This window comes from Paenibacillus taihuensis, assembly GCF_003386535.1.
Lineage (GTDB): Bacteria > Bacillota > Bacilli > Paenibacillales > Paenibacillaceae > Paenibacillus_Z > Paenibacillus_Z taihuensis.
Genome location: NZ_QTTN01000057.1, coordinates 12,975 through 35,393, shown reverse-complemented (window position 1 = coordinate 35,393; position 22,419 = coordinate 12,975). Strand labels below are relative to the sequence as shown.

Here is a 22,419-nt window from a genome sequence, read left to right as displayed (position 1 = left end):
ATCTCGATGGTTGGATAAGAAGAAGACTCCGGTCGGTACAGCTGCGAAGCTGGAGGAAGATAAGGAAACTTCATCGAGAGATGCGCAAACGAGGATGGGATAGAGAACTGCCGGGGTTACGAATGACCGCTTGGCGCAGCTCCTACTCGACGTATGCGCAGTATGCGATGCCAAACAAGTGGTTTGAAGAAATCGGTCTAAGTAGTTTGTCCTCGATCCAAAAAGACCTTCATCCCCAACGGGGATAATCATGGAGGAGCCGGATGCGATGACCCGCACGTCCGGATCTGTGAGAGGCCCATGCAATTGCGCATGGGCCTACTCGATTTTCGACAAAATTCGATTCGATCTTCCTGAATATCCCAACGATGCTATATTGGATTTGAAGCGATGCTGCTAGTCCTTGGGAATAGAAGCAGCCTCGCCAAACCATCCTAATATTAGTCACTTGAACAAATTCCGCTCAAGATGCGAACGGTTATATTTAAGGGGGAGCTAGCTTGACGATGACATCGGAGCAGCGCATCACGCTGCATGGCTTTAACAATTTGACCAAATCGCTAAGTTTCAACATGTATGACATTTGCTTTACGAAGACGAAGGAAGAGCGTGAGGCATACATCAAATATATCGACCAGCAATACAACGCGGACCGGCTTACAGCTATTCTGAAATCGGTTGCGGATATTATTGGCGCGTACGTGCTCAATGTGGCGAAGCAGGACTATGAGCCGCAAGGCGCAAGCGTGACGATGCTCGTCTCGGAAGGGCCGATTGAGCAGGCGCCTGAGGAGTCGTTCGAGGAGTCGCCGGGTCCGCTGCCGAAAGCGGTTGTCGCGCACCTGAACACGAGTCACATTACGGTACATACGTATCCGGAGTACCATCCGGACGAAGGCATCAGCACGTTCCGTGCGGATATCGACGTATCCACCTGCGGAGAGATTTCGCCGCTCAAAGCGCTGAATTACCTCATTCATTCCTTTGACACCGACATCATGACGGTGGATTACCGGGTGCGCGGATTTACGCGCGATATCAACGGGTACAAGCTGTTCATCGATCACGATATCAGCTCGATTCAGAACTATATTCCGGCTGAAGTCAAAGACCTGTACCAAATGATTGACGTGAACGTGTATCAGGAAAATATTTTCCATACGAAGTGCAAGCTCCGCGAATTCGATCTGAACAACTATTTGTTCGGCTATACGAAGGATACGCTCAGCAAGGAAGAGCAGCTGGAGATTGAGAAAAGCGTGAAGTGGGAGATGGATGAAATCTTCTACGGCAAAAACATGGTGTTTAATTAATCGAAATAAGTTTCGCAGCAGGTGGCGAATACTTATTTGCGAGCTTAATCGAAATAAGAAAGAGACCCTCAGCAAGGAGCGCTCGCGCACTCCGGTACTGGGGGTCTCTTCGTGTTGTGAAGAGCAGATTATTTCATGACTGCACTCATATGCGCTTCAGTAATGGACCAGTGTGAAGTTGTCCAATATTTCGCTTTATCCTTGATCAGGATAATTTGCGGGGACTCGTGCTTCACAGCCGTATCTTCAGCGATTTGGTTGGAAACAGGTCTCGACTCGATCACTTTCACAAGTACGAAGTCCGTGTCGTCTTGATCCTCGTTGTTCTTCAAGTAGTTCGAGAACTCCGTGAATGCGTTCGCGCTTACCGGACAAGTCGTACTATGCTTGAACACAACGAGCGGACGTGTGCTGGAGCCTTCGAGGGCTGTATTCCATTCTTCGACGGTTGTCAGTTCTTTCAATGCTGGCATAATGAGCAGTCTCCTAACTGTTATAAAATGAGTTACAGTACACCATCTCTAACATCATATCATAACGGGGACCAGCCATTCCAGTTTACGCGATCCGCTTATTTCTGCTGCAGCAGCATCGTCCACAAGGATGCTGGCTCATAGCCAAGGCGCCATGCGGCAAGACCAGCCAGATCGTACTTCTTGGCGATGGTCAGGCGTGCTTTGACCGAATCAGCGGTCTCCGCCCAGAATACATGCGTATAGCCGTCTGAGCCAGTGTACTTGTACTTGTTCTGACCCGATATCGGGTCATAGGTGCCGACAGCGCCGGTTTGTTGGATAATCGTTGGCAGATCGCCCATGAGCAGCGCCCGGTTGCCTACAAGATTGCCGATCGCGTCGATGCTCCACTCCCGTACATAGAACGGAACTCCAAGCATCAGCTTGTCGCGTGGAATCCCGTACGCCAGGAACTGCTTCACGCCTTCCTCGACCCAGGACAGCTCCGCAACAGAGCCAGCTTCCGTGCTGCCTGTCCAGTGCTGGTCATAGGCCATAATCATGACCATATCAACGATGCCTGCGAGTGCATTGTGATCGAACGCTGTTTTCTCATCCCACTTCACGTCGCCGCGAGGCAGGTCGATTGAAACGGTGAGTCCAGCCCCGTGAGCCGCTTTGGTAAGAGAACGAATGAATTCGGTATACAGTGCGCGGTCTCCGCCAGCCATCATCTCGAAATCGACATTGACGCCTGCAACATGGAGCGCCTTCAGCTTGCCGACGAGCGTGTTAATGAACTTCGTCTTCGCGGCATCGTCGCGCAAGAAAGCGCTAGTGAGCTTACTGTCGAATTGGTTGCTGACGAGCGGCGTCAGCTTGATGCCTGATGGTGCCAATGCAGTGACAAGCGCTGGATCTGAATAATCGCTAAGCGTACCGTCAGCGCTAGCAAGCTCGAACCAGGATGGGGAATCATAATCGAGCCCTTGCGTTTGGCTGACTTGAGTCATAATGCTGTTCGTGCGTGCAGTGCCATTCCAGCCGAGAAGCTTCAATTCCTTCGTATTGTCCCAGATGACACGGGCATCAGCCGTGCTTATGGACGAATTCGAATATTGGCTGGCGAATTGAATCGCACCTTTGCGCGTATGGAAGGAGCGGAGCACGTTGTCACCTTGCGTAACACTCAGGTAAGGCGTATTCGTCCACCATGTGAGCCCGTCCTTTACGACCGATGCGCCGGATAACGAGTTGGCAAAAGCGATCGCTTTCGTAATGCTGTAATACGAACCGACGACACGGCCGGATTGGGTGACATCGAAGCTCGGTTTATTCGTCTGTACGACTGCGCCAGTCAGCGTATTCACGACGTTGCTGTTCGGCAGTGCAAGCGATGCGCGAATCGCATCGAGCAGGTAGCCGTATGTTTTGTCTGTGAGCGGAGTACCGTCCGCAGCTTCGATGCTGTAGACAGGAGTCGAGGCGCGCTGTACTTCTTCCTGAGTAACGTTCAGGTTGTCCCATACCCACTGGTTGGTGGATAAATCAATAATATGTATGTTGCCGTAAGCGGCTGCCGCCTTCTTCGCTTCGGCGAGCGTTGCGAACGACCAGTTCGCTAATGTTTTGTCCCCTTGGTAGATGCGGTAGGCAGGGTAGACGCTTTGAACGAAGCCAGGCTTCTCCAAATCACGAATTTGGGCGAACTTCACTTTGCTCGCGAACTGCTTCGCTTCAGCAAGCGTAGCAAACTCGCGTCCTGGCGAGGAGACGCCGTTCTCGTACACCTTGAAATGGGGGAAGTTGTCCCAGAGCCATTCACGGCCCGTAATTTTCTCGACATGCGTATAGGTGAACTGCTTGGCATATGCAATCGCACTCGTGCTCGTCGTGAATTCTTTGATCGCTTTATCGTTCTGATAGACACGATACTTCGTCGTTTGGTCGGCGGAAGCGGCATCGACCGTTACCGCTGTTGTCATTGCGCAGCCTGCTTGCAAGGCGATGACCAGCGCGAAGACGATCTGCTTCTTGTTTCGGATAAGCATGGAAAATCGTAACACTCCTCTCAGAATTCTACTCTATTAGACGTAGAATAGAGAGAGAGGTTGCGCAGAAAATGACAAATTCCGATAATTTCCATTGGGATTTTCCCGAAAAAAGAAGCGGGTACAGATTTTACTCTGCACCCGCTTCATTTCACAGCCTAACATCTGCGATTCAACAACCCAATCTCTTCAATGTTAGTCTTCAATATCCGCCCAAATCTCATCCTCCGCGTCCAGTGTAATCTGGGAACGGAACTTGCGAATTTGATACTGCTTCCACAAATATTGTTCAATCGCTTCGAGCAGGTTCGCCTCAACCAAGTACTGGCTGCGGCCCTGCACCCAAACCTCCGCGGTATATCCGTATTGCTCTTCCCATGACAGCTGTACTTCGACGTCTGTCGGCGAGACCCCTCTGCGTTCAGCCATATGGAGGCAAACGGCGTTTATAATCTCGTCCGTATAGATTCTCATCGATTAGTAAGGTCTCCTATGCTCAGGATTCGATGGTCTGCGGCGAGACCTGAAGTAATGGAATATGCCGCGTATCGCTACGATAACCAGATAGATCGCGAGCACATTAATGAGTAAACCGAATAAGTCGCCCAGGAAGCCGAGGTTTCCGAACATCCCGCCGAACAGCAGACCTGCAAGACCGCCAATCATAAGGCCTTTCATGAAGCTGCCGCCGCTGAAGAATCCGCGCTTCTGGGTCGTTGTCGCCGTCGTACCGGATTTCGTTGTGCCTGTTGTGCTTTTGTTCACGTTATCTGCAGGCTTCGAAGGAGTTTGCGTGTAGCTCTTCTTCGGTGACTTAAAGCTGCCGCCCCTTGGCTTAGCGTCTGCTGACCCTACGCTGAATGCAAAGAACAGCGCGAAAGCCATCAATAATAAAATCCCTTTTTTCATCTGTGATTCTCCTCCTGATAGTTTGCAAGCTGGGTATGTTGCCTTTCTGTACAATTACGAATAATATAATCAAAGGTTTCAGTTTTCATTCTCTTTTTTCATTATGCGAGGAGGGACAGCAATGGAGTACAAGTATCCGGCGGCGTACGAAGCCTATCTCTACGAATTTCATGCGACAAGAGATTATTTCGAATGCCATGAGCTGCTTGAAGAATACTGGAAGGAGCAATCCGAAGATTCGCGAAATGACACATGGGTCGGGCTGATCCAGTTGGCTGTCAGCTCTTATCATCATCGGAGAAGCAACTTTCGCGGTGCGCTGCTCATGATGCGCCAAGCCGAGAACCGGCTAACAGCCGAGCGATTAGATGACCTTGGACTTGATGGCGAAGCCGTGCGAGAGCTAATCGTACAACGCATTGCTCATCTCGAAAGCAGACAGCCATTCACGGATCTGAATTTTCCTATTATAGATGAAGCGCTTCAAGCGAGGGGCATGCAGAGGGCTGAGCAGGAGGGTCATAGTTGGGGAGAGCCGAGCCGTGAAGCAGACGAGCTCATCCATCGCCATACTCTGCGCGACCGAAGTGAGGTCATTGCAGCTCGAGCAGAAGCTGCGGCGCGAAGAAGAGCAGGGCAGCAGCCTCCGTCGCCGTCATCTGCACAATAAAGAAAAAGCTTAGCTCCACAAGAGGCGGACCTCTTCGGAAACTAAGCTTTTTTGCTGAGTCCATTAATTATTTCTGTTCCACTGGTTCGTAACCATCCACGACAAGATCGAGCTTGCCTGTTTCCGGATCAATAATGAGGCCGTGTACCGGCGTGTTAACCGGAAGAAGAGGGTGGTTCTTAATGATGCCAACACTTCGTTCAACAGAGTCCTGCACGTTGTCGAAGCCAGTCAGCCAGCGTTCCAGATGCATGCCGGAGTTTGTCAGCGTACGGATTGTCTCCTCCTTCACGCCGCCATTTTCGAGCATATGCTTGATGACGACGTCAGGATTGAGGCCTGTCATACCGCAGCCGTGGTGACCGATGACGACAACTTCCTCTGCACCAAGCTCGTAGACCGCAATTAGAATGCTTCGCATAATGTTGCCGAACGGCTGCGTAACGATCGCGCCGGCATTTTTAATGATTTTCGCATCGCCGTTCTTCAAATTAAGTGCTTTTGGCAGCAGCTCGATCAGACGCGTGTCCATACAAGTAACGATAACCATTTTCTTCTCAGGGAAACGACTCGTTATGTATTTCTCGTACTCACGATTCTCTACAAACTGTTCATTGAACTTCAGGATCTCTTTAATATTGTTCACAGCAGTTCCTCCTCGCCCATAATAACGGATTTTCGCTTTTGCTTAGTATGACTTCATTAACCGCAAATTAGCAGTATAAATCTGATTGTCGCTCTTCAAGCTGAACGCATTCCGGTCTTCATTGTAATCGACCTTCAGCTTCGGCTCGAAAAAGACTTCATAACGCGGTTCGTACCAGACAGAGTAAGGTGTACCTTCGCCGAGCTTGTCATCTTCAAGTGGAGCACCGATGACTTGCAGCGTAGGGACGCCGCTCACAACGCAGCCACATCCTTCTGTATCGTACAACAGCTTCAGATGCTTGCTGCCATCCTGCATATACGGCTCAAGCTGTGCTGCCGCGGAAGATGTAAATGTAAAATGCACGATCAGGACTCCTTTCGCTAATGCTTGGACACACAATGATGATTAGGTTGATTATACGGGTTGCAAAAAGTATGATCAAGTAGTAGCTGGTAAACGTTATGGAAAGGTGATGACCATTTAATGACAATTTCGAACAAAGCGCTGGACTTATTCGTAGAACGAATCGCGCTAATCAAGAGTTACGAAGAATCGCTTGGCCTGCTTTATTGGGATTTGCGTACTGGCGCACCGCGCAAAGGGATGGATGTACGTTCGGAAGCCATCGGCAACTTGTCCGGGCAAATGTTTAAGCTTGCGACGGCGCCTGAGCTTGGCGAATGGTTAAGCGAGCTAGAGCAGTCCGATACATATGAAGGATTAAGTGAAATTCATCAGCGCCTTGTAACCGAAACGCGCAAGGAATACGACCGCAGCGTCAAAATTCCGCCGAAGCTGTACCAGGAATACGTCGTTCTCACTTCGCAAGCAGAGTCGATGTGGGAAGAGGCGAAAGCAAACAGCGATTTCGCGTCGTTCGAGCCGTACCTCGACAAAATCATCACGTACACGAATCAGTTCATCGATCTGTGGGGCGTGAAAGGCACGCGCTATGACACGCTGCTCGATATGTACGAGCCAGGCATGACAACAGCGGAGCTTGACCGTGTATTCGGCGGCTTGCGCGAGAAGCTCGTGCCATTGTCGGCCGCAATCGCGAATTCGCCGCACCAGCCAGAAACGGGCTTCTTGAAGCAGCAATACGCGAAGGAAGCGCAGAAGAAGTTCAGCCTGTTCATCCTGGAGCAGATGGGCTTCGACTTCACAGGCGGACGTCTTGATGAGAGCGCGCATCCTTTTGCAACGGGTCTGAACCCTGGCGACGTGCGAATCACGACGCGTTACTTGGCGGACGATGTGACAAGTGCGCTGTTCGGTACGATCCATGAATGCGGTCATGCGCTATACGAGCAGAACATCAGCAAAGATCTCATCGGCACAACGCTCTGCACGGGAACATCGATGGGTATCCACGAGTCGCAATCCCGTTTCTGGGAGAATGTGATCGGACGCAGCATGGGCTTCTGGAAACGTTACTTCGGCGATTTGCAGCAGCATTTTCCGAACCAGCTCGATGTTTCGGTGGAAGATTTCTACCGCGCGACAAACGTTTCGCAGCCTTCCTTGATCCGTATCGAAGCCGATGAGCTGACATATAACCTGCACATCATCATTCGTTATGAGATCGAGAAGCAGATCTTCAATGAAGGCGTGAAAGCATCCGAGCTGCCAGCGCTGTGGAATGCGAAGTACAAAGAATATCTCGGCATCGAGCCTGAGAATGATGGCGAAGGGGTTCTTCAGGACGTACACTGGTCGGGAGGTTCGTTCGGTTACTTCCCGTCGTACTCCCTCGGCAACATGTACGCTGCTCAGATTACGGATACGCTGGAGCGCGAAATGCCGAACTTCTGGGAGCTCGTCGAGAGCGGCAACCTTATTCCGATCAAGGAATGGCTGACAGACAAGGTGTATCAATACGGCAAGCTCAGAACGCCATCGGAGCTGATCACGAGCATTACGGGCAAATCGCTTGATCCGGACTATCTGTTCCGCTATCTCGAGAAGAAGTATACGGATATCTACAAACTGTAAGCCATAGGCTGTAAAAGCAACCAAAAGCCGCTCCCCGCGCCAGTCGCAGGGACGGCTTTCTTAAGGAGGAGCCGACGAATGGGCATTCGTGTCATTAAAACCGCCATCGCGGCGCTTGCCGCACTATATACGGCTCATTATCTGGGGCTTCAGCCCCCGCTCGCCGCGGGGCTGCTTGCGATTATCGGCGTCGAAGTAACGGTGCTGCGCGGTCTTCGCAACGCGTTCGCAAGATTCATGGCTTCGGTACTCGGCCTATTCTTTGCTTCATTACTATTCATCCTGCTCGGATTTCACTTATGGACGATATCGATCTTCATCCTCTTCGCTTTTCCGATTCTATCCCGTTTTCATCTGAAGGAAGGCATCGTGACGAGCGCCGTTATCGTCTTCCACGTGTATGCGAAGGAAGAAGTGACGACACATTTAATTGGCAATGAAATCATGCTGCTGCTAACTGGACTCGGTTGGGCACTCATCGTCAATCTGCTCTATATACCGAAGGAGGAACATAAGTTAGTAGAGCTTCGGCATATGACGGAAGAGAAGTTCGGCGCGATTTTCACGAAAATGGCGCAGACGCTTCGCAATCCGGCACTCGTTTGGGACGGAGAAGAGCTGCTTGACGCGGGGAAAGCCATTGAAGAGGGAATTCGGAGGGCAGATGTGAGCCGCGAGAATCTCATCTGGCGGGAGCTGCGTGGCTCATTCGGCGTGAAGATGCATTGGTCGAACTATTTTGAGATGCGCCAGCAGCAGCTGGATTCGATCAGTCTCATGTTGACGCAGCTGGCTCATGTATATGAGAGCTTACCGCAGGGCGAATTGGCTGCAGAGCTGTTCGAGGATCTGGCCGGCGATCTGAAATCCGACGTGTATGAAGGTAAAGTAGAAGAGAACCGGAAGCTGCTTGGGGAGCGATTCCGGTCCATGGCGCTGCCAACAACCCGCGAAGAATTCGAAATTCGCGCGGCGATCTGGCATCTGATGCATGAGCTCGAGCATTACCTCGCCATTGCGAGGCGGCTGAAAAAGCAGAAAAACAGCCTCGATACCGCGGCGGCGGCCGATTAGGGCCAGATGCGGCACAGCTGTTTCACTATGAAATCAACCTTTTAAACTAGAGTTAGTAAAAATTTGTACAGGTCAAAAATAAATAGTCACCGTAGACGAATGTCCTGCATACACTTTAATTGAATGATTGTATGGAGGAGGTTAGATCGATGGCTTATGCAGATAAACAGCTTAAGGCTAGAGAAATTATTACCAAAGCTGTCTGCGGCAAAGGTCGTAAGTTTTCCACAGTAACTCATAACGTTACGCCGCCTCATCACCCAACGAGCATCTTGGGCGCATGGATTATAAACCATCAATATGAGGCGGTCCGCTCAGGGGACGGGATCGAAGTTATCGGTACTTACGATGTCAACATTTGGTATTCATACAACAAAAACTCGCAAACAGACGTAGCCAAAGAGACGCTCTCTTACGTTGAACACGTGCCGCTCTCCTATCTGGATCCGAAGCATCGGGCTTCGACCGAGGAAGTATCTGCGGAGTCAACGCAAGAGCCAAACTGCATTGAGGCAAACATTTCGTCCAGCGGCAACAGTGTCGTCCTTCGCGTGGAGCGCGAATTCGCGGTCGTGCTTGTTGCTGAGACGAAAGTATGGGTAGCCACTTTGCCAGGCGGATCGGATGACGGTAAGGAATTCGAGTATGGCGATGACGGTGAATTTGAAGATTTGGATCCGGAGCTGCTCGACGACGAACTGTAATTTAGGCGATTACAGCTTTGTAATGTAATGTATGCGAGGGCAGTGAAAGATTCGAGGGCGAGAGCCCTCTTTTTTTTCGAAAAATAGAGGGTGCAGGCGGTGAGCGGGTGTGGAGAACAGTAAGACAAAAGCTTTTGTCGAGACATCCGCAGCAGAGCTTTACAGGCGGCTGAGACGAGCCGGTGTTGCGGTAATTGCGGAGGATAAGCAGCAGGCAGCAGTGATGAGGAGATTTCGGGTATCGCTGTATCAGCTGCTGCCGATTGCAGTGGAGAAGCTCTCGTTACGCGGAAAAGGTGTTGTGCCGAGCTCCAGCTCTGGCTACGGCTCGAGCTCCGGTGGAGGTGATCTGCTGACAGAAGCGGATTCGCGCTATAAGGCTTTAACGCGGCTCGCAGTCAGGGCTTTGTATGCGTGCGGTCTGGACAGCGGGGTCATTGAGCTGCGGGCGGATGAGTCTGGCCGCTGTGCGGTTGCTTCGGTGAATCTTCCGCCGAATTCAACGGCGGGAGGCATATGGGGTGAGGCTGAGAGGCTGCATGAGGAGCGGTTGGAAGCCGCGAAGCATGGGGGAGCGCAGCTGCTGCTAGGCGCGGACCCTGAGTTTCTGCTGCTCTCGGAGAACGGCAAGGTCGTCTCCGCGGCCCGCTATCTGGAAGGCGGCCATGGTGCTGGCTGCGACTCCGTCGTCATCGGCGGGCAGATCCAGTACCCCGTCGCCGAGCTGCGACCTGCGCCATCGGATTCGCCGGCAGTGCTCGCGCGCAACATCCAGAAGCTGCTGCAGCAGGCAGCGCAGCGCATACCCGATCAGCCGCCGCTGCGCTGGGCTGCTGGCGGCATGCCCGCCGCCGGCTTCGCGCTCGGCGGCCATTTGCATTTGAGCGGGGTGCCGCTCTCGGGCCAGCTGCTTCGCCAGCTGGACAGCTACATCGCGTTCCCGCTCGCGATGATCGAATCGCCGGCGGAGCAAGCGCGCCGGCCGCGATATGGCAGCCTTGGCGACTTCAGGCTGCAGCCGCATGGCGGCTTCGAGTACCGGACGCTGCCGAGCTGGCTCGTGTCGCCGCTGGCCGCGAAGGCGGCGTTCGCGCTGGCGCTGCTCTGCGCGCGGGAGAGCGGCACGCTCGCTTATTGCCCTGCGGCGGAGGAGCGCTACATCGAAGCCTATTATGCAGGCGACCGCCCTGCGCTGCGGAGTTGCCTTGAAGGTGTTGCCGCAGCGATGGTGCAGACGGAATCGTACCGCGAGCTCGGTGTTTGGATCGAGCCGCTGCTTCGGGCTATCCGAGCGGGAAAGAGTTGGGACACAGGAACGGATATCCGTGTGAAGTGGGGGATGCGAGACGGGAGCAGGTCGTAAGACAACGTGCGAACAGCCCGTATCCGGGAGGGTACGGGCTCATGTTATTTCCGCGCGCTAGCTTACGGATAGGATTGATGATCGGTATCGCGCGTTCTGTACAAGCTCATCAGCCTGTCGGCCGGCAGCTTCGCCGGCAGAGCTGCTGCGCGGTCCTGGTACCAATAAGCTGTCGATGCGTACCAGAATGGCTTCAAGTGCTGCGCTTCCCACGGATTAACGAACGCGATCCGCAAGTTCTCCTTGAATGCGATGGCATCGCGCTCATGGAACCGGTACATGCTGATCATGGAACGTAGCGTGTCCTTGAGAGGGACGCCGTGAAGCTCGCTGTGGAATTCTCCATCGCGGAAGTACCAGCCTCCGTTAAAATAATCCTCCAGGCCTGTTCCCACAATCGTCGGCTCCGCGCTCTCCGTATCGATATACATGTATTCCGGCGCTTCAAGGTAAGACAAATAGTTAAGCTCCTCACCTTGCATGGACAAACAGCAGCCAACATAGTGACCGTTTCCTTGAATGTCCAGCAGCGGCAGCGGATCAGAGCCGCCTAGCCGGTTCGTCTGGAACAGGCAGTGGAACCGTCCCTGTCCGTCTTGCGGCACCTCGTACTCCTCGTAATTGGCGTTAAAGAAAACGTCGCACGGTATGCTCTCATGCAGATTTTCCAGCTCGATGCGTACCGAATTGTAGGGCATCGGAAAGTAACTGTAAAAGCCCCCGCTGGACATCCCCAAATAGCGCGAAACATAATGGCGAAACTCGCAGTGGCCGATGCCGAAGAAATCGCCGACCGGCGCCTCAACAGAAGGATGCTGCTCGCCATCCCAATAAATGCGCAGAATAAGCTTCTTCAGGGTAGAGGGGTCGTTCTCTGCCTTTGTATCCCAATGTCTCCAGAACCAGCCTGGAAATGTCAGCCACAATCGAGTAATCATCCCCGGTTTGTCGCTTGCTGCTATCGTCGTCGCAGGCGCGCCTGGTTCGATACGCTTTGTCTTGCTCTTCGTAAGCGAATCGAAAGTGGTGAACTGCTTCGAAGATGCGCTTCGAAGCGTGGAAATAGCGGTGGTTTTCAGCACGATCATCTCACTCCTTCTCCATGTAAACGGTTACGCCGAGAAGATTATATAACTTGAAGTAATAATTGTAAATCGACAAAATAAACAAAAGATAAATTTAGTTGTCGTTACGAAGTTTTGTTTATTTACAGTTTCGTTTGCGGTTTACTAGTCTCCAAGCGAAGCCGCTTTTCTGCTATAATAAAAGTCTGTTGTTTATCGCTCATTTATTATAGGAGGATCGGCATGACTGCATATACCCCGATGATTCAACAATATTTAGGCATTAAAGAGGGCGCGCAGGACGCGATTCTTTTTTTTCGCTTAGGCGATTTTTATGAAATGTTCTTTGACGATGCGATAAACGCATCGCGGGAGCTCGAAATTACCCTCACGGGCCGCGAAGGCGGCGGCGATAAGAAAATTCCGATGTGCGGCGTTCCTTATCATTCCGCGGAGAACTACATTGCCCGTTTAATTGAGAAAGGCTATAAAGTCGCGATCTGCGAACAAGTCGAAGACCCTTCGGCTGCAAAAGGGGTCGTCCGCCGCGAAATCATCCGTGTCGTTACTCCTGGTACGGTTATGGAAACGAAGTCGCTTGCGGATAAATCCAATAACTTCATCGTCGCTGTTTCGGCATTGGACGGCGTCTTTGGCGTGGCTGCCTGCGATCTTACGACGGGCGAGCTGTACGTCACTTCATTCTCGGCGAGTTCGGAATCGCTCTACGACGAAGTGAATGTGTATCACCCTTCTGAAATCGTCGGCGATGCGGCGGTGATTGATTTGCTTCGTCCGATGGCATCGACATGGAATCGGCCTGTCCTGTTCACGGAGCGGATGCCGATGGACAAAGCGAGACTGACGGAGCAGTTCAGCCAGCTGGCGCTTGATGCGCTTGCTCCGGCAAGACATCGTGCCGTTAGCTTGCTTACAGGCTACCTCGACGAGACGCAGAAGCGTTCGCTTGGCCACGTTCGGCGTATCTCGGTCTATGAGCCGAATCAATATATGATTCTCGACCCGTTCACGAGACGGAATCTTGAGCTGACAGAAACGGTGCGGGACCGCAATAAGAAGGGCTCGCTTCTATGGCTGCTGGACCGTACGCGCACCTCTATGGGGGCACGGCTCTTGCGCCGCTGGATTGATAAGCCGCTGCTGTCCAAGGCTGCGATTGATGAGCGGCTGGAGGCAGTGGACAAGCTTTATCACAGTTTTATTTTGCGTGATGAGCTTCGTCATGAGCTGAATGAAATCTATGACCTTGAGCGCTTGGTCGGTCGGGTTGCCTATGGCAGTGCGAACGGACGCGACTTGAACGCGTTGAAGACATCGCTGCAGCATGTGCCGGCGCTAACGGCATTGTGTGGGGACTCCGATTCTGTCACGCTGCGCAAGCTCGTGGACGGCATTGATGATTGTGCGGATCTCGCGCAGATGATTGAGACCGTCATCGTCGAAGAGCCGCCGGTTTCTGTGAGGGAAGGCGGACTTATACGCGCCGGTTACGACAACTATCTGGACGAGCTGCGCGAAGCGAGTGTCAATGGGAAGAAGTGGCTCGCTGAGCTGGAGCGGCGCGAGCGTGAGGCGACGGGCATCAAGTCGCTGAAGATTGGCTACAACAAAGTGTTCGGCTACTACTTGGAAGTGTCGAAGGCAAATATCGGCATGCTGCCTGAAGGCCGCTATGAGCGGAAGCAAACGTTGACGAATGCGGAGCGCTATGTGACGCCAGAGCTGAAAGAGAAAGAGACGCTCATTCTCGAAGCTGAGGACAAAATGGTCGAACTCGAGTATGCCAAGTTCGTCGAGCTTCGTGATCACTTGACTGCGCATCTGCACCGTCTGCAGAAGCTCGCAGAAGTTATTGCGGCATTGGACGTTTATCAGTCGCTAGCAACGGTCAGCGGCGAGCAGCGTTATGTGAAGCCGAACGTGTCCGACGAATTCAACTTTGTCGTGCGTGAAGGGCGCCATCCGGTTGTTGAAGCCGTTATGGAGGGCTCTGCATTCATCGCGAATGACACGACGCTTGTTAAGGAAGAAGGACAAGCATCGATGCTGCTCATTACCGGTCCGAACATGGCGGGTAAGAGTACGTACATGCGTCAAGTTGCTTTGATTAGCATCATGGCGCAAATTGGCTGCTTTGTCCCTGCGAAGCATGCGGAAGTGCCGCTGATTGACCGGATTTTCACACGGATTGGCGCGGCGGATGACCTTATCGGCGGACAGAGCACGTTCATGGTGGAGATGAAAGATATCCAGATCATGACGGAAAAAGCAACGGAGCAAAGCTTGGTGATCATCGACGAGCTGGGCCGAGGCACTTCAACGGGCGAAGGGATGGCGATCGCGCAAGCGGTCATTGAGTTCGTTCATCACGAGGTTGGCTGTAAGGCGCTCGTGTCGACGCACTTCCATGAGCTGGCTCACTTGAGCGAAACGCTGCCGCATCTCGCGAATGCTTGTATGGCGGTGCAGGAAACGGGCGACAACGTCACGTTTCTGCGGAAGCTCGTCCCTGGAGCGGCAGGAAGCAGCTACGGGATTTATTGTGCGCAGCTCGCCGGCTTGCCTGGCAGCATCATCGAGCGCGCGTATTCGCTGCTAGAGCTGCATACGGTGCAGGAGGATGCAGCGGCGGTTGCGTGGAAGTCGCCGCAAGTGCAGCCGCCGCATAAGCCACAGCATCTCTCGGATTCGCACTCGCAGCAGGTCGCTGAGTCGGCTGCGCAGTACGCTGCGCCAGCGCTGGAGCAGGTGCAGCCGATAGCTGCATTAGTAGCGGAATCGGTAGTTGAGCCGGTAGTTGAGGAGCCACAAAGGGACGAATCGCTTGAGTCCCACGCGGGCGGTGTCATTCAGCTCTCGATCTTTGAGGAACCTGTGGTTGTTGACTCGGGTAAAGGCCGCAAGGGAAACTCCCGTGCAGAGCAAGTAGCAGAACAGCTGCGCAAGCTCGATCTGTTTAATATGACGCCAATGCAAGCGATGCAATGGCTGAACGATATGAAATTGAAGCTTCACGACGACAAGTAGGAGGTGCTGCTCAGATGAGCAAAATCCGCATATTGGACGAGCAGCTTGCCAACCAGATCGCCGCCGGCGAAGTTGTGGAGCGGCCGTCATCGGTAGTGAAGGAGCTCGTCGAGAACGCCGTCGATGCCGGCAGCACGACGATCGATATCGTCATAGAAGACGGTGGGCTAGCTCTCGTACGTGTCACGGATAACGGCTCCGGCATCGAAGGGGACGATATCGAGACGGCGTTCTACCGTCACGCGACGAGCAAGCTCTCGTCCAGCAAAGATCTATTCCGCATCGCCAGTCTCGGTTTCCGAGGCGAAGCATTGCCATCCATCGCGGCGGTTGCGCGTGTGGAATGCGTATCGTCGCCCGATAATTCGGGACTTGGACGCAAGCTTGTCATCGAAGGCGGCACGATCACGACCAATGAGGAGACGAACGCGCCGCAAGGAACAGATATTAGCGTCCGCGAGCTGTTTTATAATACGCCTGCCAGGCTTAAGTATATGAAGACGATCCAGACGGAGATCGGGCACATTGCCGATTACGTCAATCGGCTGGCGCTTGCCCATCCGGGTATTGCATTTACGCTGAAGCATAACGGCAGCTTGCTGCTGCGCACGCTTGGCAGCGGCGATCGGCTGCAAGCTTTTGCCGCCATTTACGGCACGGCAACCGCGAAGGCGATGCTCCCGATCGAAGGCGAGCATCCGGATTATGAGCTGCGCGGCTATATCTCGAAGCCGGAGCAGACGCGCTCGAATCGTAACGGCATCACCATCGTTGTGAATGGCCGCTATATTAAGAGCTTCATCATCAACCAAGCGATCATGCAGGCGTACCATACGCTGCTGCCGATCAATCGGTTTCCGCTCGTCGTGCTGGAGCTGGGCATGCACCCGAGCTTGCTTGACGTGAACGTTCATCCATCCAAGATGGAAGTCCGTTTCAGCAAGGAAGCGGAGCTGCGCGAGTTTATCGAGGACGCGGTGAAACGAGCTCTCGGCAAGCAGCGCCACATCCCGGGTCCCGCTCAGCCGACAGATCGTTCGAAGCCGGTCTATATCCAGGACCGGATCTCGTTCCATCAGCCTGAGCCGAGCTTCGGCGCCAGCGGCGCCGGCTTGGAGGAGACGCCTGCATCCGCGGCAACCGCGCAAACAGCGCCATCCGCGCCACAAACGCAGGTGCAGTCTGCACCGCGCCCGGCCGCAACCGCCTCGGCGCAAGAGATCGCCGCAGCGCTCCAAGCTGCTGAGCGATCCTTCGCCGCGGACAAGCCGGATGCCGCTGCGCCTCGCACCGATTTCGGCGCTGCGCAGCGTCCATCCAGCTCTTACTCGCCAACGCCAACGCCGACAGCTGAGCCTGCACGTCCCAGCAGCGGCAGCAGCTCGTCATACACTATCGGCAACTCGGCTGCTAGCAGCCGCGGCTCGGCGAACGACTGGCAGTCGCAAGCTATAGCCCATCGCCAAGTGCCGCGGGACGCGACAGAACGTCTTTACGCGCCGCCGCCAAGCGCACCGCGCGAAGACACTGTCGCACGCGAAGCTGCCAGCGTGCCAGCCTACTCAACAGAGCGCAGCGAACCTGCTTCGCCAATGAACGACCGAGGAGCAGCCCCGGTGTTCCCGGAGCTGTACTGGATCGGTCAGCTGCATGGCACATACATTATTGCGCAGAACGAGGAAGGGCTTTTCCTTATTGACCAGCACGCTGCGCATGAACGAATCAATTACGAGTACTATTTTGACAAGTTCAGCAGACCGGAGCAGGCAAGCCAGCAGCTTCTCGTGCCGCTTACGCTTGAGTTCACGGCGGCGGAAGCGAATGCGCTGAAGGGCAAGCTGCATCATTTGGTCGAAGCAGGCGTCGAGCTCGAACCGTTCGGCGCGCATACCTTCCTCGTTCGGTCTTATCCGGAATGGCTGCCGGCAGGCGAAGAGCATAACGTCATCGAAGAAATGGCGGAATGGCTCATCGCGGAGCGCGGAGCGGTCGATATCGGCAAGATGCGCGAGAAGTCGGCCATCATGTGCTCCTGCAAAGCGTCGATCAAAGCGAACGACAGGCTGACGCGCGAAGAGGGGGAAGGGCTGCTGAAGCGGTTAGCCGCTTGCATCCAGCCTTACACCTGCCCGCATGGCAGACCGATCGTCGTTCATATGACGACGTATCAGCTGGAAAAAATGTTTAAGAGGGTAATGTCATGATCGTCACCACCCCGCATAAACCATCGCAAGACCAGCTTGTTTACGCACAGCGGATTGCAAGCGAGCTAGGCGGAAGACTCGTTCCGCGCAAGCAGGACTCGCTAACGCTGCTGCGCGAGAAATATGGGGACAATTGCCTCCTTGTTGCAGATGAGAGGGGCTTGCGCTATTATGAGGAATCGGAGGAGGCGCTGTATTTTCATCCCAGTATGGCTTATGTTCGAGTCAAGCGAATGCGCAAAGGCGAGCACGACCCGCTCATTACGCTGACTGGCTGCGAGCCTGGCGATGCCGTCGTTGATTGTACGGCTGGCCTTGGATCGGATTCGATCGTGTTCTCTTATGCGGTTGGACCTGTTGGCACAGTCACGGCAATAGAGAGCGAGCCGATTCTCTACACCGTCGTGCGAGAAGGGCTGCAATCCTATCATACGGAGCACGCAGATGTGAATGAGGCGCTGCGCCGAATCCAGATGCGCAATACGAACCATCTCGAATATCTGAAGCAGCTGCCCGACAAGAGCGTCGATATCGTCTATTTCGACCCGATGTTCCGCAAGCCGATGCACGATTCATCCGCCATCCAGCCTTTGCGAGGACTTGCGAACAATGCGGCACTAAGCGAAGAGTCGGTGAGACAAGCGGTCCGTGCCGCCCGCAAAGTGGTCGTGCTCAAGGAAAATGCAGCAAGCGAAGAATTCAAGCGGCTCGGCTTCGAACGCCGACATATTAATAAAATTGCTTACGGAGTGATCCTGCCAACATGAGCTCAGCAACGAACGAGAGCGGCAAACCGAAACTGCTCGTGCTCATCGGCCCGACCGCGGTCGGCAAAACGAGAATGAGTCTTGATATCGCGAAAGCATGGAACGCCGAAATCATTTCCGGCGATTCCATTCAAGTGTACAAAGGAATGGACATTGGTACGGCCAAAATCAAACCGGAGGAGCAGGAAGGCATTCCCCACCATCTGATTGATATTTGCGAGCCGGACCATCCGTTCTCCGTCGCGGAATTTCAAGAGCGCTGCGCCGCGCTCATTCCGGACATTACGAGCCGGGGAAAGCTGCCATTTATCGTTGGCGGCACCGGACTTTACGTCGAATCGGTCGCGTTCGGCTACGATTTTGCCGATGCAGGAGGGGACGAAGCGTTCCGCGAGGAGATGCGCCTGTTCGCGCTTGCTCAAGGTGCCGAAGCGCTCCATGACCGTCTTCGCGCGGTCGATCCAATCGCCGCTGAGCGGCTCCACCCGAACGACCAACGTCGTGTTATTCGCGCGCTCGAAGTGTATCATTTGACAGGCGGTACTGTATCCGAGCAGTTAGAGGGACAGAAAAAAGAATCTCCTTTCGAATTGTGTATCATTGGACTCACGATGGACCGTGCTGTTCTCTATGAACGAATCAATCAGCGCGTTGATGCCATGATGGAGGAGGGACTCGTCGAAGAGGTGCGCGGACTGCTTGCAAAGGGAGTCCCATCGAATGCCGTCTCCATGCACGGCCTTGGTTATAAAGAAATCGTGCTTTATTTGGAAGGTCATCTCACATTAGAGGAAGCCGTCGAGATGCTCAAACGGGATACGCGCAGATTCGCCAAGAGGCAGCTGTCGTGGTTCCGGCATATGAAGGATATTCACTGGATCGACAGTTCGGAAAACTTTAACAAGAATTTGAACTTGATTCATGCTATACTAGCAGGAAAGTTTAGGATGAATCTTGAATATACTTTTAACCAACCTTTTAACGATGGGGGTAAAATACAATGAACAAATCAATCAATATTCAGGATACATTTCTGAATCAACTCCGCAAAGACAGCGTGCCGGTAACTGTTTACCTGACGAATGGCTTCCAAATTCGCGGTGTCATCAAGGCTTTTGACAACTTCACGATCGTCATTGACAGCGAAGGACGTCAGCAAATGGTGTACAAGCATGCCATCTCGACCTTTACCCCGCAACGCAATGTTTCTCTAATGCAAATTCAAGACAACAACGAAAGCTAAGCACGCCGAGTTTCAGGTTTTGAAACCTTTTCAAAGCATGTTACGTTTAATTGGATAGCGGCAAGAAAGAGCAACCCTTGCGCTCACGCGGGGTTGTTCTTTTTGTTACGGTTAGGGCTTGATCCGTTTCAAACAGAACCGTTGCCGTTTACACATATAGGGTATAAATAGAGAGAGAGGCAATCTCGCGAAGGACTGGAGGGGACCTTACAGATGACTGAAGGACCACGCAGCAGGAGCAGTAAGGCGGAAAAAGAGAAGTCGGGGAAACCCGGCAAGAAAGGCAAGAAGCGCATTAATCGGCGCAAGGCGGCGATCTGGTTGTTCTTCACAGGCGCAATTGCAGTCGTCTGCGGCATTATCGGGTACTTGTTAATTATTCTGAACGGTGAACGCATTCTCGCCGAAAACCAAGATAAATTCGTACTGCCGGAAGCGTCCACGATCTACGATGCCAAAGGCAAGGAAGTTACGAAGCTCGTCGTCGCAGGCGGCAACCGCGAAACGGTGGAGTTCGCCGATATTCCGGAGCTGATGCGCGACGCGGTTATTGCGACAGAGGACCGGCGGTTCGAGGAGCATTCCGGTATTGATCTTTGGTCGATCGGCCGTGCCATAGTGAAGGACGTCGTGGCGCGCAGCGCTGTTGAAGGCGGCAGTACGATTACCCAGCAGCTGGCGAAGAACTTGTTCCTGTCCCAGGACAAAACGTTCTTCCGTAAAGCGACGGAAGCCTCGATCGCCGTAGCGCTCGAGCATAAGAAGACGAAGGACGAAATCATCACGATGTACCTGAACCGGATTTACTTCGGGAAAGGCGTCTATGGGATCAAAACGGCAGCGAGGTATTATTTTGACAAGGATCTGAAGGATCTGGAGCTTTGGCAAATGGCGACGCTGGCGGGCATTCCGAAAGCGCCGGGAACCTACAATCCGATCAGCAATCCAGATAATTCGATGGAGCGCCGCAGCGTCGTGCTGCAGCTGATGTTCGATCAAGGCTACATCACGAAGGAACAGATGGATAAGGCTAAGGCGGTTAAATATGTACCGGTTGAACATCAGAAATCATCCGGCGATTCGTATCTGTCGTTTGTAGATTTCGTCGTGAACGAAGCGGAGCAAGTAAGCGGACTGACAGAAGAGCAGCTTCGCACTGGCGGCTATAACATCTATACGACACTGAATACGCAAGCTCAATCCGCGATGGAGCGGGAGTTTGAGGATGACTCCAACTTCGAGCAGAGCGTCGATGATCAGAAGGAACAAGCCGCTATGATCATTCTCGATCACCGAAACGGGGAAATTCAAGGCATCATCGGCGGACGCGACTATGTGAAGAAAGGTCTGAACCGCGTTCTCGTGCCGCGTCAGCCGGGTTCTTCTTTCAAACCGATTACGGTGTACGGACCGGCCATTGATTCAGGCGACTGGTATCCATGGTCGATCTTGCAGGATACGAAGGCTTGTTACGGCGATTATTGTCCGACAGACTCTAACAAGGTCAAATATATTGGACCTGTCAGCATGCGCCAATCGCTCAAAGAGTCGCGTAACGCATCCGCGGTATGGCTTCTCAATGAGATGGGCGTGAAGACAGGGCTGAAATTTGCGGACAAAATGGGCTTCGAGCTCGACAGCGCGCAAGACCGCAACTTGGCGATTGGACTTGGCGGCTTGACGAACGGCGTAACGCCGCTTCAGATGGCAACCGCGTACAGCGCTTTTGCAAACGAAGGCAAATCCGTAGATCCGCACTCCTTGATCAAAATTACCGACAAGGAAGGCGATTCGCTGTACGAATACAGTGAGCCGAAATCAGAGCAGCTCATGAAGCCGGAGACAGCCTATTATATGACGGACATGATGCAAGGCGTTCTTGAAAAAGGCGGCACAGGCGTCAATGCACGTATCGACCGCCCTGTTGCAGGTAAGACGGGTACGACGCAGAACGGTATTCCAGGCTTGAAAAACGGCTATAATCGTGATGCCTGGTTCGCCGGTTATTCGCCGGAATGGACTGCTGTTGTCTGGATGGGCTACGATCATACAGACAAGGATCATATGATCAAGAAGAGCAGCTCCCAAGCTGCGGCGCTGTTCGGTAAAGTTATGAAAGATGCGATTAAAGGCGTGCCGAAAGGCAGCTTCACGAAGCCTTCTAACGTTCAAGAAGAGAAGCCGCCGGTTGGCATTGCGAATTTCAACGCCGTCTACGACGAGCAAGGCGCGGTAGTGAAGCTGTCATGGGCGCCAGTTGAAGGAACAGGCATGACGTATCGTCTATATCGTAAGGAAGCAAACGAGGCGGCATTCACGAAGCTGATGGATGCGCTTGATGCAACTGGTGTTGACGATATGAGCGTAATGCCAGGCATGAGCTACCAGTACTATGTCACGGCTTATGATCCGCAGAAGGAGATGGAAGGCACGCCTTCTGAGACGATTAAGGTTGATATTCCTGAGGTGGAAATTACGCCTCCTGCGGAAGAAACGCCGGGCAATGGCAACGAGGGCAATCAGGGTAACGAAGGCACGCTGCCAGGCAATGGGGGTCCGGGTAACGGTACCGAGACACCAGGCAATGGCGGAACAGAAACGCCTGGCAACGGCACTGCAGAACCGGGTTCAGGCGGGAACAATGGCCAGACGCCGGGTAACGGCGGCACGGGGACACCGAACGATGGCGGTCAAACGACTGATCCAGGAGCCGGCGGTGGCGGTGGTACCGGCGATACTGGCGGCACTGGCGGCACTGGCGGCACTGGCGGCACCAATAATGGTACAGGCGGGACTCAAACTCCGCCTGCCGGAGACGGTTCGGTTCCCGTAAATGGTCAGCCGGATCCGCAAGGCAATGCAACGAATCCAACGACGACAAACCCATAATTTAAGCAACTTTTGGAGGAA

The 22,419-nt window shown here is 53.4% G+C and carries 19 protein-coding genes; 12 read left to right on the top strand and 7 right to left on the bottom strand.

The genetic code is table 11. The features are described 5' to 3' along the window. Window positions 1-500 precede the first annotated feature (500 nt). Entirely contained in the window at window positions 501-1,313 is an 813-nt protein-coding gene (gene speD, locus A8990_RS28940; RefSeq protein ID WP_116192491.1) for an adenosylmethionine decarboxylase, read from the top strand. A gap of 128 nt (window positions 1,314-1,441) precedes the next feature. Here the strand turns inward: speD and ytxJ are convergent, their stop codons facing one another. The 4 genes from ytxJ to A8990_RS28920 form a co-directional block, all read right to left on the bottom strand. Beyond that, complete coding sequence (gene ytxJ, locus A8990_RS28935) at window positions 1,442-1,786, bottom strand: bacillithiol system redox-active protein YtxJ (RefSeq protein ID WP_116192490.1); 345 nt, start codon at window positions 1,784-1,786, stop codon at window positions 1,442-1,444. A 98-nt stretch (window positions 1,787-1,884) separates the two neighbouring features. Next, window positions 1,885-3,819: a glycosyl hydrolase family 18 protein gene (locus A8990_RS28930; RefSeq protein WP_116192489.1), complete on the bottom strand. Its 1,935-nt coding sequence runs from the start codon at window positions 3,817-3,819 to the stop codon at window positions 1,885-1,887. Between the two features lie 195 nt (window positions 3,820-4,014). After that, window positions 4,015-4,293: a YxcD family protein gene (locus tag A8990_RS28925; RefSeq protein WP_116192488.1), complete on the bottom strand. Its 279-nt coding sequence runs from the start codon at window positions 4,291-4,293 to the stop codon at window positions 4,015-4,017. A gap of 3 nt (window positions 4,294-4,296) precedes the next feature. Continuing rightward, the gene (locus A8990_RS28920; protein ID WP_116192487.1) at window positions 4,297-4,728 is read right to left on the bottom strand and encodes a hypothetical protein; all 432 of its coding nucleotides are present in this window, start codon (window positions 4,726-4,728) and stop codon (window positions 4,297-4,299) included. A gap of 121 nt (window positions 4,729-4,849) precedes the next feature. On the opposite strand from A8990_RS28920, the gene A8990_RS28915 reads away from it, so the two are divergent. After that, complete coding sequence (locus tag A8990_RS28915; RefSeq protein WP_116192486.1) at window positions 4,850-5,398, top strand: DUF309 domain-containing protein; 549 nt, start codon at window positions 4,850-4,852, stop codon at window positions 5,396-5,398. Between the two features lie 67 nt (window positions 5,399-5,465). Here the strand turns inward: A8990_RS28915 and A8990_RS28910 are convergent, their stop codons facing one another. Beyond that, complete coding sequence (locus A8990_RS28910) at window positions 5,466-6,044, bottom strand: beta-class carbonic anhydrase (RefSeq protein ID WP_181909838.1); 579 nt, start codon at window positions 6,042-6,044, stop codon at window positions 5,466-5,468. Between the two features lie 42 nt (window positions 6,045-6,086). Beyond that, window positions 6,087-6,410 carry an iron-sulfur cluster biosynthesis family protein gene (locus A8990_RS28905; RefSeq protein ID WP_116192485.1) on the bottom strand — a complete coding sequence of 108 codons (324 nt, stop codon included), beginning with the start codon at window positions 6,408-6,410 and terminating at the stop codon, window positions 6,087-6,089. 120 nt (window positions 6,411-6,530) lie between these two features. Here A8990_RS28905 and A8990_RS28900 point away from each other — a divergent pair, with 120 nt between their 5' ends. The 4 genes from A8990_RS28900 to A8990_RS28885 all read left to right on the top strand — a co-directional run bounded on the left by A8990_RS28900 (window position 6,531) and on the right by A8990_RS28885 (window position 11,183). Further along, entirely contained in the window at window positions 6,531-8,042 is a 1,512-nt protein-coding gene (locus A8990_RS28900; protein ID WP_116192484.1) for a carboxypeptidase M32, read from the top strand. 78 nt (window positions 8,043-8,120) lie between these two features. After that, window positions 8,121-9,116, top strand: a complete 996-nt coding sequence (locus A8990_RS28895) for an aromatic acid exporter family protein (RefSeq protein ID WP_116192483.1) — start codon at window positions 8,121-8,123, stop codon at window positions 9,114-9,116. Between the two features lie 149 nt (window positions 9,117-9,265). Beyond that, window positions 9,266-9,820, top strand: a complete 555-nt coding sequence (locus tag A8990_RS28890; protein ID WP_116192482.1) for an outer spore coat protein CotE — start codon at window positions 9,266-9,268, stop codon at window positions 9,818-9,820. A 109-nt stretch (window positions 9,821-9,929) separates the two neighbouring features. Continuing rightward, complete coding sequence (locus A8990_RS28885) at window positions 9,930-11,183, top strand: putative amidoligase domain-containing protein (protein WP_116192481.1); 1,254 nt, start codon at window positions 9,930-9,932, stop codon at window positions 11,181-11,183. A 62-nt stretch (window positions 11,184-11,245) separates the two neighbouring features. Here the strand turns inward: A8990_RS28885 and A8990_RS28880 are convergent, their stop codons facing one another. Continuing rightward, window positions 11,246-12,271, bottom strand: a complete 1,026-nt coding sequence (locus tag A8990_RS28880) for a glycoside hydrolase family 172 protein (RefSeq protein ID WP_116192480.1) — start codon at window positions 12,269-12,271, stop codon at window positions 11,246-11,248. Window positions 12,272-12,490: 219 nt separating this feature from the next. Here A8990_RS28880 and mutS point away from each other — a divergent pair, with 219 nt between their 5' ends. The 6 genes from mutS (at window position 12,491) to A8990_RS28850 (ending at window position 22,398) form a co-directional block, all read left to right on the top strand. Further along, window positions 12,491-15,295 carry a DNA mismatch repair protein MutS gene (gene mutS / locus A8990_RS28875; RefSeq protein WP_116192479.1) on the top strand — a complete coding sequence of 935 codons (2,805 nt, stop codon included), beginning with the start codon at window positions 12,491-12,493 and terminating at the stop codon, window positions 15,293-15,295. A gap of 14 nt (window positions 15,296-15,309) precedes the next feature. Further along, window positions 15,310-17,499 (top strand): DNA mismatch repair endonuclease MutL, encoded by a 2,190-nt coding sequence (gene mutL / locus A8990_RS28870; RefSeq protein WP_116192478.1) that lies wholly within the window; start codon window positions 15,310-15,312, stop codon window positions 17,497-17,499. Continuing rightward, window positions 17,496-18,266 carry a class I SAM-dependent methyltransferase gene (locus A8990_RS28865; protein ID WP_116192477.1) on the top strand — a complete coding sequence of 257 codons (771 nt, stop codon included), beginning with the start codon at window positions 17,496-17,498 and terminating at the stop codon, window positions 18,264-18,266. Before mutL ends, A8990_RS28865 begins: the two co-directional genes overlap by 4 nt. Then, a complete protein-coding gene (gene miaA / locus A8990_RS28860; protein WP_116192476.1) occupies window positions 18,263-19,270 on the top strand; it encodes a tRNA (adenosine(37)-N6)-dimethylallyltransferase MiaA in 1,008 nt (335 codons plus the stop codon). Before A8990_RS28865 ends, miaA begins: the two co-directional genes overlap by 4 nt. Beyond that, complete coding sequence (gene hfq / locus A8990_RS28855; RefSeq protein ID WP_116192475.1) at window positions 19,267-19,509, top strand: RNA chaperone Hfq; 243 nt, start codon at window positions 19,267-19,269, stop codon at window positions 19,507-19,509. The genes miaA and hfq overlap by 4 nt, the downstream gene beginning before the upstream one ends. 213 nt (window positions 19,510-19,722) lie before the next feature. After that, window positions 19,723-22,398 (top strand): PBP1A family penicillin-binding protein, encoded by a 2,676-nt coding sequence (locus tag A8990_RS28850; RefSeq protein WP_116192474.1) that lies wholly within the window; start codon window positions 19,723-19,725, stop codon window positions 22,396-22,398. Window positions 22,399-22,419 lie beyond the last annotated feature (21 nt).

Bases quoted from the DNA above. Each gene is read 5' to 3' on its own strand.
- A8990_RS28915 (WP_116192486.1), top strand. From the start codon at position 4,850: ATGGAGTACAAGTATCCGGCGGCGTACGAAGCCTATCTCTACGAATTT.
- mutS (WP_116192479.1), top strand. From the start codon at position 12,491: ATGACTGCATATACCCCGATGATTCAACAATATTTAGGCATTAAAGAG.
- A8990_RS28925 (WP_116192488.1), bottom strand. From the start codon at position 4,293: ATGAGAATCTATACGGACGAGATTATAAACGCCGTTTGCCTCCATATG.
- A8990_RS28850 (WP_116192474.1), top strand. From the start codon at position 19,723: ATGACTGAAGGACCACGCAGCAGGAGCAGTAAGGCGGAAAAAGAGAAG.
- ytxJ (WP_116192490.1), bottom strand. From the start codon at position 1,786: ATGCCAGCATTGAAAGAACTGACAACCGTCGAAGAATGGAATACAGCC.
- A8990_RS28900 (WP_116192484.1), top strand. From the start codon at position 6,531: ATGACAATTTCGAACAAAGCGCTGGACTTATTCGTAGAACGAATCGCG.
- A8990_RS28890 (WP_116192482.1), top strand. From the start codon at position 9,266: ATGGCTTATGCAGATAAACAGCTTAAGGCTAGAGAAATTATTACCAAA.
- A8990_RS28930 (WP_116192489.1), bottom strand. From the start codon at position 3,819: ATGCTTATCCGAAACAAGAAGCAGATCGTCTTCGCGCTGGTCATCGCC.
- hfq (WP_116192475.1), top strand. From the start codon at position 19,267: ATGAACAAATCAATCAATATTCAGGATACATTTCTGAATCAACTCCGC.
- A8990_RS28920 (WP_116192487.1), bottom strand. From the start codon at position 4,728: ATGAAAAAAGGGATTTTATTATTGATGGCTTTCGCGCTGTTCTTTGCA.
- A8990_RS28880 (WP_116192480.1), bottom strand. From the start codon at position 12,271: ATGATCGTGCTGAAAACCACCGCTATTTCCACGCTTCGAAGCGCATCT.
- A8990_RS28865 (WP_116192477.1), top strand. From the start codon at position 17,496: ATGATCGTCACCACCCCGCATAAACCATCGCAAGACCAGCTTGTTTAC.
- miaA (WP_116192476.1), top strand. From the start codon at position 18,263: ATGAGCTCAGCAACGAACGAGAGCGGCAAACCGAAACTGCTCGTGCTC.
- mutL (WP_116192478.1), top strand. From the start codon at position 15,310: ATGAGCAAAATCCGCATATTGGACGAGCAGCTTGCCAACCAGATCGCC.
- A8990_RS28895 (WP_116192483.1), top strand. From the start codon at position 8,121: ATGGGCATTCGTGTCATTAAAACCGCCATCGCGGCGCTTGCCGCACTA.